This window comes from Micromonospora sp. C95 (genome assembly GCF_018070465.1).
Classification (GTDB): Bacteria; Actinomycetota; Actinomycetes; order Mycobacteriales; family Micromonosporaceae; genus Micromonospora.
In genome coordinates this window covers 202,168-216,391 of sequence record NZ_JAGPXT010000007.1, presented here as the reverse complement: position 1 = coordinate 216,391, position 14,224 = coordinate 202,168, and the positions used below count along the sequence as shown (strand labels likewise).

14 protein-coding genes are annotated in these 14,224 nt (G+C 69.5%); 4 read left to right on the top strand and 10 right to left on the bottom strand.

Annotated elements, in window-relative coordinates:
* Positions 1–24 precede the first annotated feature (24 nt).
* The 4 genes from KBX00_RS11495 to KBX00_RS11480 form a co-directional block, all read right to left on the bottom strand.
* A complete protein-coding gene (locus KBX00_RS11495; protein ID WP_210826042.1) occupies positions 25–1,077 on the bottom strand; it encodes a ubiquinol-cytochrome c reductase iron-sulfur subunit in 1,053 nt (350 codons plus the stop codon).
* Between the two features lie 32 nt (positions 1,078–1,109).
* Complete coding sequence (locus tag KBX00_RS11490; protein ID WP_307868467.1) at positions 1,110–1,931, bottom strand: c-type cytochrome; 822 nt, start codon at positions 1,929–1,931, stop codon at positions 1,110–1,112.
* Positions 1,932–2,134: 203 nt separating this feature from the next.
* A complete protein-coding gene (locus tag KBX00_RS11485; protein WP_210826040.1) occupies positions 2,135–2,581 on the bottom strand; it encodes a DUF305 domain-containing protein in 447 nt (148 codons plus the stop codon).
* A 137-nt stretch (positions 2,582–2,718) separates the two neighbouring features.
* Positions 2,719–3,690: a threonine/serine dehydratase gene (locus KBX00_RS11480; RefSeq protein WP_210826038.1), complete on the bottom strand. Its 972-nt coding sequence runs from the start codon at positions 3,688–3,690 to the stop codon at positions 2,719–2,721.
* A 119-nt stretch (positions 3,691–3,809) separates the two neighbouring features.
* On the opposite strand from KBX00_RS11480, the gene KBX00_RS11475 reads away from it, so the two are divergent.
* Both KBX00_RS11475 and KBX00_RS11470 read left to right on the top strand, forming a co-directional pair.
* Complete coding sequence (locus KBX00_RS11475) at positions 3,810–4,304, top strand: YcxB family protein (protein WP_210826036.1); 495 nt, start codon at positions 3,810–3,812, stop codon at positions 4,302–4,304.
* Positions 4,305–4,594: 290 nt separating this feature from the next.
* Entirely contained in the window at positions 4,595–6,007 is a 1,413-nt protein-coding gene (locus KBX00_RS11470) for a non-reducing end alpha-L-arabinofuranosidase family hydrolase (RefSeq protein WP_210826034.1), read from the top strand.
* Positions 6,008–6,183: 176 nt separating this feature from the next.
* Here KBX00_RS11470 and KBX00_RS11465 read toward each other — a convergent pair whose 3' ends face one another.
* The 5 genes from KBX00_RS11465 to KBX00_RS11445 form a co-directional block, all read right to left on the bottom strand.
* Positions 6,184–7,665, bottom strand: a complete 1,482-nt coding sequence (locus KBX00_RS11465) for a S1 family peptidase (protein WP_301547719.1) — start codon at positions 7,663–7,665, stop codon at positions 6,184–6,186.
* 325 nt (positions 7,666–7,990) lie between these two features.
* Complete coding sequence (locus tag KBX00_RS11460) at positions 7,991–8,638, bottom strand: class I SAM-dependent methyltransferase (protein WP_210826032.1); 648 nt, start codon at positions 8,636–8,638, stop codon at positions 7,991–7,993.
* Between the two features lie 61 nt (positions 8,639–8,699).
* Positions 8,700–9,491, bottom strand: a complete 792-nt coding sequence (locus tag KBX00_RS11455) for an MBL fold metallo-hydrolase (RefSeq protein ID WP_210826029.1) — start codon at positions 9,489–9,491, stop codon at positions 8,700–8,702.
* Positions 9,488–10,276 (bottom strand): alpha/beta hydrolase, encoded by a 789-nt coding sequence (locus tag KBX00_RS11450; protein WP_210826027.1) that lies wholly within the window; start codon positions 10,274–10,276, stop codon positions 9,488–9,490. Before KBX00_RS11450 ends, KBX00_RS11455 begins: the two co-directional genes overlap by 4 nt.
* A gap of 178 nt (positions 10,277–10,454) precedes the next feature.
* A complete protein-coding gene (locus tag KBX00_RS11445) occupies positions 10,455–11,423 on the bottom strand; it encodes a helix-turn-helix domain-containing protein (protein ID WP_210826025.1) in 969 nt (322 codons plus the stop codon).
* 292 nt (positions 11,424–11,715) lie between these two features.
* On the opposite strand from KBX00_RS11445, the gene KBX00_RS11440 reads away from it, so the two are divergent.
* Both KBX00_RS11440 and KBX00_RS11435 read left to right on the top strand, forming a co-directional pair.
* On the top strand, positions 11,716–12,489 hold the full coding sequence (locus KBX00_RS11440) for a hypothetical protein (RefSeq protein ID WP_210826023.1): 774 nt from the start codon (positions 11,716–11,718) through the stop codon (positions 12,487–12,489).
* Between the two features lie 86 nt (positions 12,490–12,575).
* A complete protein-coding gene (locus KBX00_RS11435) occupies positions 12,576–13,319 on the top strand; it encodes a VOC family protein (RefSeq protein WP_374225287.1) in 744 nt (247 codons plus the stop codon).
* Between the two features lie 39 nt (positions 13,320–13,358).
* Here KBX00_RS11435 and map read toward each other — a convergent pair whose 3' ends face one another.
* Positions 13,359–14,177, bottom strand: a complete 819-nt coding sequence (gene map, locus KBX00_RS11430) for a type I methionyl aminopeptidase (RefSeq protein ID WP_210826021.1) — start codon at positions 14,175–14,177, stop codon at positions 13,359–13,361.
* Positions 14,178–14,224 lie beyond the last annotated feature (47 nt).

Below are 14,224 nucleotides of genomic sequence, written 5' to 3'. Positions count from 1 at the left end.
TCCGCGCTCCGTCTCCGGAGGGCGTCAGGGGCGTTCCCAGAAGTCAGGGCCGATGGGCTGGCGATAGTCGGAGCTGGCGACGAAGAAGCCCTCGTCGTCGACCTCGATGGGCAGCTGTGGCAGCGGCCGGCTGGCGGGCCCGAAGACGGGTCGCGCGTTGTCGGTGATCAGGAACTGGGACTGATGGCACGGGCAGAGCAACCGGTTGGTCTGTTGCTCGTAGAGGCTGGCGGGGCAGCCGGCGTGGGTGCAGATCTTGGAGTAGGCGATGAAGTCTCCCCACATCCAGTCCTGCTTGCCGGCCCGACGGTTGTTCTCCCGCGCGGCGAGGGCGTCCTCGGCGCGTAACCGGATGAGCAGCGTGACGGAGTCGGCGTACTGGTTGCTGACGCCGTGCGGGATGCCCGGGAACACGGTGACCTGCGCGCCGGGCAGCAACTCCAGCGGCCGGACAGGCCGCCGGTCCTCCCGGACGAGCCGGATCCTGGTGACAGCGCCGTCGTCGTCGGCGGGAGCGAACCCGGTGCGGAACAGTTCCCGATCGTCGTGCGGATCCTTGATGAGGCCGCCGACCAGCGGGGCGGCGACGACCGCCCCGACCGGGAGCAGACCAGCGAGCAGGGACACCCCGAGCAGGGGACGCCTCTTCACACCGAGTTCGTCGGCCATGTACATCATGGTCTGGCCGGTGATGTGCCGATCGTCGGCGGGTACCGGTCCTTCGTGCCGGTCCTGGATCGACACCTCCTTCGGCAGCAGCCGCTTGCCCCAAACCAGAACGCCGAAACCCAGCGTGAGCAGCGCGATGCCGAGGGTCAGACCCAGCAGTGGGGTGTAGTACTCCTCGATGCCACCGACCAGCCGGTACCGCCACGGCCACCAGATGTAGACGACGAGGAAGGCGGTGGCGGACAGCCCGGCGACCAGGAAGAATGCCGTCACGGTGCGGACCACCCGCCGCTCCGCCTTGGAACCGGCGGCGACCTGCGGTTCGTAGTGGACGATCTCGATGTCGTCGCGGCGGGCACCCTCGCGAACCACCTCGAAGCGGGCCAGGCGGGGGTCGTTGACGTCCATCGGCTCGCGGCCGTGTCGTCGGAGGCCCGCCGTCACGACTTGCCCGCGATCCACAGGCTCGCGAAGACGAGGGCGACGATGCCGACCAGGAAGATGGCCAAGCCCTCGGTGGACGGGCCGTAGCGGCCGAGGTTGAACCCGCCCGGGTCGCGGCCGTCCTGCACGACCTGCTGGATGTAGGCGATGATGTCGGCCTTCTGCTCCGGGGTCAGTTGACTGTCGCCGAACACCGGCATGTTCTGCGGGCCGCTGAGCATCGCCGCGTAGATCGTCCGGTCCGATGCCGGGTACAGGCTCGGCGCGAACTTGCCGGAGGACAGCGCGCCTCCGCCGCCACCGAAGGCGTGACACTGCGAGCAGTTGATCCGGAACAGCTCCCCGCCCCGGGCCAGATCGGCGTCGTCCAACTGCTGCTCGACGCCGTCGGGCACCACGGGACCGCCGCCGATCTCCTGGACGTAGGCGGCCAGTTGACGGATCTCCTCGTCGCTGTACTGCGGTGGCTTGCGCAAGGCCTGCGCCTCCTGCCGCGCGAGTGGCATCCGGCCGGTACCGACCTGAAACTCGACCGACGCCGCGCCCACCCCCACGAGGCTGGGCCCGCGTCCCTCGACTCCACCGGCGCTGCGCCCGTGGCAGGTGATGCAACCGACGTTGAACAGCGCCTCACCCTGCGCCGCAGCGCCGCTGAATCGCGGCTCCTCCTGCGCGCGCGCCGCGGGCGCGAAGGTCGCGTACACCCCGCCGGCCAGCATCAGCGCGGTCAACAGCCGTACGACGGCCCCGAGACGTCGACGGGCTCCGGCCACCGCGGGCGTTCGTCGGCGGGACCGGCTGCCACGATCAGCTGCCACGCCGTCTCCTACTGTTCGACGTTGGACCGGGGAAGCTACGGATCCGGTCACCGCACGAGCGGCACCGGCCCCTACCGCAGACTATGAAGTCGGCAGCGGTCGTACGCCCGATTCGGCCGTTTCGTCGTCACCGCGCGGGATCGGTTCACCCGGCGGTGCGGGTCGTGGCCGCGATCCACCCACGGTGCCTGCCGGCGGGAGTGTCAGTAGCGGTCGTCGAGGATCTTCTTCATCTGATCGATCTCCTCCTGCTGTGACCGGACGATCTGGTCACACAGCTGGACGATCTCGGGGTCGGTGATCTGGGACTCCTGGCACACCAGGATGGCCCGGGAATGGTGGGGGATCATGGACTTGAGGAACGCTTCGTTGCCCACGAACGGCTCCGTACGCACTGCCGCGAAACCGCCCACGAAGATCACGCCCAGCGCGACGTAGAGGGCGATGTTGAGGCGTCGGGCGGTGAACATCTGGTGCATGACGCCCATCATGATGAATCCCATGGCGGCCACCATGAGCAGCGACATGTAGAAGTTGCTCAGATTCAGGTAGAAGTCCGACCAGCCGCGGATCTGGGACAAGGTCAGGACGAACATGACCGCCAGGCTGATCGCCAGGACCAGCCCGAACCGCAGGTAGTTCTGCTTCATTTTCCCTCCGCCAGCTCGCTTGGCATTTCGACCGCTATGACGCGGTAAGTCACCATACGCGGCTGCCGGTGGCCGGTCCGGCCGACGACCAGCCGGACCGGTTGTGGCCCAGTTCGGACGTGCGACGATCACGTCCGCTACCGGCGGCCCGGGTCGACCCAACGGTGGTAGGCGGCCATGTCGACGTTGCTGCCGCACACGATGGTGACGATGTGTCGGCCGGCGAAGCGGTCGGGGTCTTCGAGGATCGCGGCGATGCCGAGCGCGGCCGACGGTTCGGCGACGAGCCCGGCCCGGTCGAGCAGCATCCGCATACCGGTGACGATCGAGGTCTCCCGGACGAGAACGGCGTCGTCGGCGACCAGGAGCAGGTCGTCCAGCACAGCCGGGATGGGGCGCCGTCCGGCGACGCCGTCCGCGATGGTGTTCGTCGACGCGGTGGTGACGACGCGCCGCTGGTGCCAGGAGCGGGTCATCGCGGGTGCGCCCAGCGGCTGGACGCAGAGCACCTCGACGTGGGGTGCCTGCTCCTTCAGGACGTGGCCCACACCGGTGGCCAGCGCCCCACCGCCGAGCGCGATCAGCACGGCGTCGACAGACGGCGCGCTGTCCACCAGTTCCAGGCCGATGGTGCCCGCGCCTTCGCAGGTCTCGACGTCCAGGCTGTCTTCCAGGAGCCGGACACCGCGCTGCCGCGCGATGGCCACCGCCCGGTCGCGGGCGATTTCGTGGTCGCCGTCGACCAACTCCAGCGTGGCGCCCAGGGCCCGGATGCGATCGAGCTTGGCGACGGTCGCGTGGCGGGTGGCCACAACCGTGACGTCCAATCCGCGACGGCGACCGGACCAGGCGAGGGCCAGGCCGAGGTTGCCCGCGCTGGCGCAGACCACCGCGGGCGTCCCGGCGTCGGCGAGCCGGCTCGCGACAAGTTCGGTGCCACGCGCCTTGAAGCTGCGGACCGGGTTCGCTGTTTCGAGCTTGATGCTCACGGCGCACCCCAGGTCGGGCTCCAGCGCCGCACATCGGTACAGCGGAGTGTCGAGGAAGACCGGGTCGATGATTCGGCGAGCCGCCCGGATCCGGGCGCTGTCGAGCCGTGTTCTCAGCACGACCGGGCAGCGTAGCGGCGACTACCGGCCTGCGCGACGGCGCTCCCGGCCGGTCCGGCATCCGCGAACTCGCGCCGCCGCCGCGGGTTGCGGCCAGGTGCAGGCACTATCGTGCTGGCGTGCACATCCGTTTCGACGTACCAGCCGATCCCGGCTACCCGGGCCGCGTGGCCGCCGCGCTCAGCAGTGCCCAGCTGCGGACGTACCGCCTGGTGGGCGCAGGGCTGGTCACGGTCGGCGCGATCGGTCTCGTCGTCTCGCGGGGGTTCGGGTGGGGCGAGCCGACGTTGCCGGTGTGGATGACGATGGTCCTGGGTGGCCTGCTGGCGATGCTGTACTGGCCGTGGCTACGGTGGCGGGCTCGGCGGCGCTCCAGTGGCTATGCCGTCGAGGGCGGCTACGACATCACCGAGGACAACATCATGATGCGGAGCGGCTCGGAGTCCGGCGGCATCGCCTGGGACGGAGTCACCCAGGTGCGGACCACCCCCGAGTTCTGGGTCGTGTACGTGGGTCGGATGCCGGCGACGGTGATCCCACGCCGCCTGATGTCCGCCGGGGACGCGGAGACATTGCGTGCCTACATGACCGACCGTGGGCTGCTTCGGTCGTGACCTGATCTGCGTTTTGCCGTGGGCGGCACCCGTGGTGACCTCATCCGCCGCAATCCGCTGAGAACGTTAACCTGCCGGATTGGTTCGGCTCGCGCAGCCTTTCGGTGCACCTGCGGCAGCGACGGCTAGTCGCCGCCACCAGCGTAAACAGTCGATTTTACTTCGACAGCATTCGACTGATGCTTGAGCGTGTGGGAGCGCTCCCGTAATCTGTACGTCGCAGCTGTTAACGTTCACCTAACACCGATGCACGCCAATGCGTGTCGGTCACCCTGCTCGGAGGATGCCTCATGTCGAGATCAAGATCAGTCAATGCCGTTATGGCGTCATTCGGTGCTGCGCTGCTGGCGTCGACGGCGCTCGTCGTGGCCATGCCGGCACGTGCAGCGGCGGCCGGCTGTTCGGTGAACTATGCGGTGTCCTCGCAGTGGCCGGGCGGCTTCGGCGCCAACGTCACCATCACCAATCTCGGTGACCCGTTGACCAGTTGGACGTTGACATGGTCTTTCGGGGCCGGGCAGACCGTCACCCAGTCATGGAACACCACCCTGACCCAGAACGGCGCCGCCGTCACCGCCGGGAACGTCAGCTACAACGGCAGCATCCCCACCAATGGCACCACCTCGTTCGGCTTCAACGGCTCCTGGAACAGCAGCAACCCCGCCCCGACCGGCTTCGCCCTCAACGGCGTGAGCTGTACCGGCGGCGTCACCCCCACCACCCCACCCACCACCACGCCGCCGACCACGACCCCGCCGACCACCACGCCACCGACGACGCCGCCGCCGACCGGTAACTGCAATCTGCCGTCGTCGTACCGGTGGTCGTCGACGGGTGCGCTGGCGCAGCCGCGGTCGGGTTGGGTGTCGTTGAAGGACTTCACGCACGCGCCGTACAACGGCCAGCACCTGGTCTACGGCACCACCCACGACACCGGCACGAGCTGGGGTTCGATGAACTTCGGGCTGTTCTCGAACTGGAACCAGATGGGTTCGGCCAGCCAGAACCAGATGCCGTTCTCGGCGGTCGCGCCGTCGTTGTTCTACTTCGCGCCGCGTAACGTCTGGGTGTTGGCCTACCAGTGGGGTGGGCCGGCGTTCTCGTACCGGACCTCGACGAATCCGACGAACGTGAACAGTTGGTCGGCGCACCAGACGCTGTTCACCGGGTCGATCTCGAACTCGGGTACGGGTCCGATCGATCAGGCGTTGATCGGTGACGACCAGAACATGTACCTGTTCTTCGCCGGCGACAACGGCCGCATCTACCGGGCCAGCATGCCGATCGGGAACTTCCCCGGCAGCTTCGGCTCGAACTACACCACGATCATGACCGACTCCACGAACAACCTGTTCGAAGGCGTCCAGGTCTACAAGCTCCAGGGCCAGCAGCGGTACCTGATGATCGTCGAGGCGATCGGCTCACAGGGCCGCTACTTCCGCTCCTTCACCGCCACCAGCCTGGGCGGCAGCTGGACCCCGCAGGCCACCAGTGAGAGCAACCCGTTCGCCGGCAAGGCCAACAGCGGCGCCACCTGGACCAACGACATCAGCCACGGCGAGTTGATCCGGACCAACGCCGACCAGACCATGACCATCGACCCCTGCAACCTGCAAATGCTCTACCAGGGCCGTTCACCCAACTCCGGCGGCGACTACGGCCTCCTGCCGTACCGCCCCGGCCTGCTCACCCTGCAACGCTGACCGACTGTGGGATCGGCCCGGACCCGGCACGGGTCCGGGCCAATTCTCGTTCTCTCGGCCTACCGACACGCCCTCGACGGCCGCCGAGGCGCTTCCGGGACCGACCGTGCCCGATGGGCACGCCAAGCGGCGGGGTGCGGATTCGATCCGCACCCCGCCGCCGGGTCATCGAAGGATCAGGGGTTGGTGATGCCCAGCGAGTAGCTGCCGGAGCCGCTGTACGCGTGCACCTCGAAGCGGTAGTAGCCCGCGGTGCCGTTGTAGGTCAGCGACTCGTCCGGTCCGGGGCTGTACGAGCCGGCCACGTCGACCCAGGACGATCCACTCCACTTTTGCAGGTAGAGGTCGAAGTCCACCCCGGTCGGCCCGTCCAGGCAGCCGCGGTGGGTGCCGGAGGAGGACGAGTAGTAGTAGCTGCCGTTGGGCTGGTACCGGCTCTGGCCGGAGGAGATGCTGCCGGTGTAGGTCGCCTCGTAGCCGCTGCACCCGGTGGGCGGCGGCGGCTCGTTGCCGCCACCACTGGTGCGCAGCGTCAGGCCGTACGCCGAGAGGATCTCGTTGACCGGCTGGAAGTAGGTGGTCCCGCCGGAGGAGCAGTTGCCGGAGCCACCCGAGGTCACGCCCTGGGCCTGCTGGCCGGACAGCCACGACCCACCCGAGTCGCCCGGCTCGGCGCAGGCGTTGGTGCGGGTCAGCCCGCTGACCGAGCCCTCAGCGTAGTTGACGGTCTGGTTCTTGGCCTGGATGGTGCCGCACCGCCAGCCGGTGGTCGAGCCGGAGCGGCAGACCGCCGCACCGACGGCGGCCTCGGTGGAACCGGCCACCGTCACGTTGCCGCCGGAGTAGTTGTTGACCCACGGCTGCGGCGTCCAGTTCGAGTTGGTCTGCACCCAGCCGTAGTCGTTGCCCGGGAAGGACGACCCGCGGAAGGTGCCCTGGGCCACCTGGTTGTAGCCCTGGGTGGCGGTGCCGGTGCGACCGCAGTGCCCGGCGGTGACGAAACCTCCGGTCACCGAGAACCCGACGGAGCAGCGACCGCCCATGTAGTAGGCGTCGCCGCCCCGGACGTCGTAGAGCAGTCGGGGAGCTTCGGTGGTGCCGACCACCCGGACCGCGGTGGCGTCGACGCGGCTCGCGCGGACGAACTTCGCAGCCGCGGCGGTGTTCCCGCTGGCGAGGACCACCACGGTGTTCGTCGTGACGTCGACGTACCAGCCGGGAACCGCGCCGGCCGGTGCCTTGGCGGCGTGGCGGTCCAGGGTCGCCTTGATCCGGTCCAGTTCGGCGCCGCTGCGCTCGACGATCGTCGCCCGCGCACCGGCCGCCTTGACCCGGTTGGCCGCGGCCTTGCCCGTGACGGCGACGACCAGGCCGTCGGCCGTCATCCAGCCACCGGCGTACGCCGCGCCCAGGGACCGGCGCAGGCTGGTGTCCGTCCGGGTTCCCTTGTCGTCCCGGGCGATCCGGGTGCGCGCCTCGGTCGGGGTCAGGTCGAGGTCGCGCTGCATCGCGGCGAGCATCTCCGACGATGCGGCCGCTGCCGTGGCGGCGGTGCCGGGGTGGGGCGGCGGGGCCGCCGCAGCGGGGGTTGCCGCGACGGCGATGGCACCGACGGGCAGCAGGATCGCTGCTGCCGCGAGGGTGAGAAGTCGTCTCATCTATTGCCTCCTGTGGAATCGGCGGCGCGGAACGGGGGTGCGCCGCGATTGGGGCGGGGGTGTCCCGCCGCGCTCCGCCCTCGGGGTTTGGGCGACGGTGCTGCGGGCGCCGCAGCCCGTTGACCTGGCCGGTGCCGCTGCCGGGCGCCTCGGCGGGCGCCAGCCTGATCAGGTGGGCCACCGCCAACCTAACGGGTATCGATAGGTTCTGATCTATATCAGTTAACTCATATTAAGGCGAGCAATGCTCGCAACGAGGTGCCCGTGCGGCGGCCACCGGGCCGGGCAGATCCCCGACGCTGGCGATCGGCCGTCGCCGGCCGGCTCAGTCAGGCCTGACCGCGTGCACCCGTTCGACGGTGCCGGCCTTCAACCGCTCGGCCTCTACGATCATGAATCCCGCCGCACGCACCAGTGGAAGCTGGCGGCGGGTGAAGTACTCACCGGCCGCGCGGACGGTGACCCGTTCGAGGAGCCACTGGGCGGCGCGCACCGGCGGCCAGGTGCTGGCGACGTGGTCCAGGAGGAGCAGCCGGCCGCCGGGCACGAGAACGCGCTTCATCTCGTCGATCGCCTGCGCCGGGTCGGGAATGGAGCAGAGCGAAAGAGCGCAGACGACGGTGTCGAACGACGCCGACGCGAAGGGCAACTGCTCCGCGTCGCCCTCGCGCAGGTCGACCGGCCGGCCGAGATCGGCGGCGCGCCGGCGCGCGATGTCCAGCATCGCCGGACTCAGTTCGACGCCCGTCAGAGTGGCGTCGGCGGGGTAGTGCGGCAGGTTCCGGCCGGTGCCGACGGCAACCTCCAGCACCCGGCCGCGCGCGCGGCCGCCCAACCACTCCCGGCCGCCCGTGAACTGCACCCGCTCCAGGAACGCGATCTGCCGGTCGTAGCTGGGCGCGGACCTGTCCCACACGCGCCGCTGCTTCGCGGTCGGCGTCTCCGTCGGGTCCCGCCGGGCGGGGCTGCTCATGATCGTGGCCTTCCTGCGTCGCGGGGTGGGAAGGAACAAGTGTGTGCTGAAAGTGCTCCGGTCAGATTGTCATGGTGGTGGCGGTGCCAGCGGTGAGCCAGCGCAGGCTCTTGCGTACCGTGGCCGGGGCGGCGGCGAAGGCAGCCTCAATCGTCTGCCGGCCCTCGCTGAAGTGGCCCCAGCCCTCGTAGTGCACCGGCAGCACCGTGTGGGCGCCGATCAGCCCGCACAGTTCGGCACCCTCGGCGGCGGTCATCGTGTAGCGCAGCGGCCCGGTCAGGCCGAACCGTACTGCACCGAGGTGTAGTACGACGGTGCCGATGTCGAACCGGGCGGCGACCTGACGGACTCCGCCGTAGAGCACGGTGTCGCCGGTGATCCAGAGCGGGCCGTGCCGCTGGCCGGCCCAACGCAGCACGAACCCGGTCACCTCGCCGACGACCGGCCGGCTCAGCGGCGGGCCGTGCCGGCACGGGGTCGCCGTGACCTCGATGGTCGGCCGACCGGTCGCCGTGAGCGTGGTGTGCTGCCACGGCGCCAGACCGGTGGAGCCGGCACCGAGCCGTCGGCTGCCGGCCACGGTGGTGACGACCCGACCCGCCGCCGGCAACAGCACCCGGCCGGCGTCGTCGAGGTTGTCGGCGTGGTGGTCGTGGGTCAGCAGCACCGCGTCGAGGTCGCCGAGCGACTCCGCCGGCAGCGCCGGGCCGGTCAGCTTGCGTGAGGCGGTGCCCCAGCCGAACCGGTAGGTCCGGCCGGGCGAATCGAACGTCGGATCGGTGAGCAACTGCCACCCGTCGACCTCGATCAGTACGGTCGGACCACCGATGTGCGTGACCCGTACGTCGGTCATTTCGCGTGCCGCAGGGCCCAGTCGAGGATCTCGTCCGCGATCCGCTCCCATCCCTGCTGGGCCGGCAGCAGGTGGGCGTAGCCGTCGTACTCGCGGCGCTCGGTGACGGTGTTGGACTTGTAATGGTCCGCGTTGGACTTCTGTACGGCGGGCGGCATGATGTGGTCCTCACCGCCGGAGACGAACAGGAGGGGCGCGCGGTCGTCGTTGTGGTAGTCGACCCAGGTGTCCTGGTGGCCGGGTTGGAAGTTGGCCAGGACCCCGCCCCACACGATGCCGCCGGGGGCGGGGATGTGGTAGCGCTGGTAGAGGGCCCGGGACTCCTCGTCGGTGAACGTGTTGGTGAAGGCGTACTTCCACTGCTCCGGGGTCAGGCCGACCGCCTTGTGCCGGTTGGCGGGGCTCTTGAGCACCGGGAAGGTGGACTTGACCTGGGACAGGGGCACCACGCGTACGCCCTCGGTGGGTGCCGAGTTGAGCGCCACGCCGGCCGCGCCGTAGCCGTGGTCGAGCAGGATCTGGGTGAACGCGCCGCCGGCTGAGTGACCGATGATGATCGGCGGCTCCGGCAGTGCCCGCACGACCTCTTCGAGGTGGGCGATGATCTGCGGAACCGTCACCTGCGCGATCGGGGTCGGGTCGGCGTTGAGCGCCTCCACCTCGACCTCGAACCCTGGGTACGCGGGCGCCACCACCTGGTGGCCCTTGCTCTCGTAGTGGGTGATCCAGTTCTCCCAGCTGCGGGGCGTGACCCAGAAGCCGTGCACCAGAACGATGGGTTTCATGGCTGGTACTCCTCGAGTTAGGCGAGCAGGTCGGTGGCGTCGCTGACGGTGACGAAAGGCATGGTCCGCTCCGCACGGTGGGCTGCCAGGGGTGTCAGCCGTTCAGGGAGCAATCTCGCACCGTCGCGGCAGGGCGGGTTTTCTGCGGACGCATGGTTCTGACGTCTGCGTGCAGGGTTCACTCTGGCGGCGCGGTGGCCGCGGATCTCTGCGCGGTGGCGATCTGCCGTGGGGTGACTCCGAAGGCCGCACGGAACTTGGTGGTGAAAAAACTCGGGTTGGCGAAGCCCCAGGCGCGGGCCGTCGCCGCGATGGACGTGTAACGCGGGCGGGCGGCGGTCAGGTCCGCCCGCGCGCCGTGCAGGCGCTGTTCGATGATCGACTGCTCCAGGCTCTGACCCAGTGACTCGTAGAGCTTGTAGAGCGTACGCAGCGAGATGGCGTTGGCCGCGGCGATCCGTGCCGGTGTCAGCTCCGGATCTCGTAGGTTGTTGCGGACGTAAGCCTGTACCCGCGCCTGCATCGAGGAGTGCAGGGTCTCGCGCAGCCGTCGGCCGTCACCGGCAGCGGTGAGCACCAGAGCGCGCATCAGCTCGGCCGAGGCGGCGCCCAGCTCAGCCCCCGCACCGCTGCCGACCAGGTCGCCGGCCTGCCCGGTCAGGTGCGCGACGTGACTGCGAACGAGTTCGTAGAGCGGACTGACCCGCAGCTCACGCGCGGCCCGGTGGATCGCGTCCCGGGGAACGCCAAGGTGATCGACGTCGACGTGCAGTGCGTAGGAGGCACCGCCGCCCCGCCAGCCATAGACGTACGGCAGGGACAGGTCGACGAGCATGAGGTCACGTGGTCCGAACACGCGTCCCTCCCGCGCCCACATCAGATGGTTGTCGGTCCGCATCGGTAATGCCAGGACGATCGACGACTCGTCCGAGGCCCGGGCGATCCGGGGGGTGCGGCGCAGGGTCGTGCCGGAGGCCTCGATGTTGAACACCTTCGCCCGGCCGAAGTCGGAGACGGTCATCTTCGCCTCGATCGCGGCCGGATCCTCGAACGAGGCCATGCTGGCGGAGCAGTTACCGCTGACCGTGGCCTGAAACGCCTCCGCACGCTCTCGTGGCGGCAGCGACTGCGTGTCGAGAACGAGCATGACTTCCCATCCGATTCTGAGCAGTTGCGGTCCGGCGCGTAACGCGCCGGCAACTGGGCCGTATCAATCGCCGGGCAGACGGAGAAACCCCGCTGCTCCGATCGCTGTCATGGCACAACGGCGAACGGAACGACGAGGTCGGCTTCAGTATGCGCCGCGCCGAGGTGGAGGACAACGCCGGCCGCGAGCGGTCCGACCCGACGTTGACATCGAACATCTGCTATATATGGGAGCGCTTCCGCCGTAGCCCCCGCCACACCGCGGTGGCGGGAAAGCAGTCGATGGAGGAAACATGCGCAACCTTCTTGCCGCGTTGACCGCTCTGCTGGTCGGCGTCACGGTCGGCAGTGTCCCGTCCGACGTCGCCGGTGCCTCCCACCGCGGCTCCTGCACCCGGCACCTGCTCTTCTGCGAGGACTTCGAACGCCTGCCGGTTGGTGGTGCCAGCACCCTGGACTGGGGCATCGACACGCGCAACGGCACGCTCGCCGTGGAACGTGCCCGCCGTGGCAACCAGGTGCTGCACGTCCACACGGTCGACAACGGCCGTGCCTTCCTGCGCGTCGATGACTTCGCCGCGCCCGGCAACCGCTTCTACGGCCGGATGCGGCTGCGCGTCGACGCCTTCCCCACCGGCCCCGACTGGGCGCACTTCACGCTCGTGGAGGCGACCGGCACCGGCAGCTCGGAGATCGTCCGTCCGATCGGCGGTCAGTACGCACCCACGGTTCCCGGGATCTTCTGGGGTGTCGGCGCCGACGGCGGGCCGACCGGCGACTGGACCAACTGGCGGGAGTCCGCCCCGGTGGTCGAAGACACCTGGCAGTGCTTCGAGTGGCAACTCGACCCGGCGGACAACCGCGTGGCGGTGTGGATCGACGGCGTGGCGAACCCCGAGCTGACCGCCTCCACCACCGAACACGGCGGCAACGACGTGCCGTTCGTCCTGCCCACGGTCAACACCGTGAAGATCGGTTGGCAGCTCTACCAGGGCGGCACCACCCCGGGCGCATTCGACCTCTGGATCGACGACATCGCCCTGTCCACCAAGCGCCTCGGCTGCTGACCCGGCGTCGCTGGATATTCGGCGACGCCCGGCATCGAGTTCCCTTACGCTCCACCAGCACCGGCAGCGATGGCACGCTGCCGACGGTGGTCAACCGACGATCGGGGGATGCGATGGCCTGTCAGGTGGTCGCCGTGTGCTTCGACGCGAGTCAACCGATGCGCCTGGCGCAGTTCTGGGCTGGCCTGCTCGACCGGGAGATCGTCCAGGATGCCGGCGGTGCGTCACTCCCCGGCACCGACACTCAGCTCGGCCTCCGGTTCGTGGCGAGTCACCGGAAGCGGGTAGGGCAGAACCGGGTGCACCTGCACCTGCACCTCACCAGCACCAGCCCGGCCGACCAGCAGCAGACGGTGGCCAGGGCGCTCGCCCTTGGCGCCGGGCCGCTCGATGTCGGGCAGCGCCCGGAGGAAGGGCACATCGTCCTGGCCGACCCCGAGGGGAACGCATTCTGCGTCATCGAGCCGGGCAACAAGTTCCTCGCCGGCTGCGGCTTTCTGGGCGAGATTGCCTGCGACGGCACCCGGGAGGTCGGCCTCTTCTGGAGCGCGGCGCTGGGCTGGCCGCTGGTCTGGGATCAGGACCAGGAGACCGCCGTGCAGGCACCGGGCGGCGGCACGAAGGTCGCCTGGGGAGGTCCGCCCGTGGCACCGAGGCAGGGGAGGAGCCGACAGCGCTTCGACCTCGCCCCGTCCGCTGAGGGTGATCAGCGATCGGAGGTCGACCGGCTGGTGTCCCTCGGCGCCACGTGGATCGAGGCGGGCGAGGATGGCGCGGTCATGCTCACCGATCCCGACGGCAACGAGTTCAGTGTCTTGCGGAGTCGTTAGTCCCGGCCCGGCGTGCCGGCCCCGGCGACCGCCCGGCGGTCAGGATGCGTTGGCGGACTTCGCGGCAGGGCCGGCGGAGCCGGTGTCGTGGGCTGGGCGGCGGGTCAGAACCCGGGGGCCGGAGGCCGTGACGGCGACCGTGTGCTCGGAGTGGGCGGTGCGGGATCCGTCGGCCGACCTGATCGTCCAGCCGTCCCTGTCGTACCTGATCTTGTCGGTGGAGTGGCAGAGCCAGGGCTCGATGGCGATGGTGAGGCCGGGCTCCAGTTTCAGGCCCCGACGGGGGCGGCCACTGTTCGCCACGTGCGGCGCCTCGTGCATGGTACGACCGATGCCGTGGCCGCCGAACTCGGCGTTGACCCGGTAGCCGTAGGAGTGGGCGACCTCGCCGATGGCGGCCGAGATGTCGCCCAGGCGGCCGCCGGGCTGGGCGGCGGTGACGGCGGCCTCCAACGCGACCTCGGTGGCCTCGATCAGCCTCAGGTCGGCCGGGTCCGGGGTGCCGACGATGACGGAGAGCGCGGAGTCGGCGACCCAGCCGTCGATGCCGACCGCCATGTCGATGCTGAGCAGATCGCCGTCGCGCAGGACGTAGTCGTGGGGGAGGCCGTGCAGTACCGCGTCGTTCACCGACAGGCAGAGTACGTTCCGGAACGGACCACGGCCGAACGAGGGGGCGTAATCCCAGTAGCAGGATTCGGCACCGCGTTCCGCGATCCGGCGGCGAGCATGGTGCTCAAGGTCCATCAGGTTGACACCGACCGCGGCGACATTGCTCAACTCGGCGAGCAACTCGCCGACGAACTGGCCGGTCACCGCCATCAGCTCGATCTCCTCGGCCGACTTGAGCTCGATCATGAAAGCCTCCCTCATCCCCTGTCGGTATTTTTATACCACGCGACGAT

Excerpts from the sequence above, each read along its gene's own strand:
- KBX00_RS11470 (WP_210826034.1), top strand. The coding sequence starts at position 4,595 with ATGTCGAGATCAAGATCAGTCAATGCCGTTATGGCGTCATTCGGTGCT.
- map (WP_210826021.1), bottom strand. The coding sequence starts at position 14,177 with ATGATCGAGCTCAAGTCGGCCGAGGAGATCGAGCTGATGGCGGTGACC.
- KBX00_RS11440 (WP_210826023.1), top strand. The coding sequence starts at position 11,716 with ATGCGCAACCTTCTTGCCGCGTTGACCGCTCTGCTGGTCGGCGTCACG.
- KBX00_RS11485 (WP_210826040.1), bottom strand. The coding sequence starts at position 2,581 with ATGAAGCAGAACTACCTGCGGTTCGGGCTGGTCCTGGCGATCAGCCTG.
- KBX00_RS11465 (WP_301547719.1), bottom strand. The coding sequence starts at position 7,665 with ATGAGACGACTTCTCACCCTCGCGGCAGCAGCGATCCTGCTGCCCGTC.
- KBX00_RS11445 (WP_210826025.1), bottom strand. The coding sequence starts at position 11,423 with ATGCTCGTTCTCGACACGCAGTCGCTGCCGCCACGAGAGCGTGCGGAG.
- KBX00_RS11455 (WP_210826029.1), bottom strand. The coding sequence starts at position 9,491 with ATGACCGACGTACGGGTCACGCACATCGGTGGTCCGACCGTACTGATC.
- KBX00_RS11460 (WP_210826032.1), bottom strand. The coding sequence starts at position 8,638 with ATGAGCAGCCCCGCCCGGCGGGACCCGACGGAGACGCCGACCGCGAAG.
- KBX00_RS11495 (WP_210826042.1), bottom strand. The coding sequence starts at position 1,077 with ATGGACGTCAACGACCCCCGCCTGGCCCGCTTCGAGGTGGTTCGCGAG.
- KBX00_RS11450 (WP_210826027.1), bottom strand. The coding sequence starts at position 10,276 with ATGAAACCCATCGTTCTGGTGCACGGCTTCTGGGTCACGCCCCGCAGC.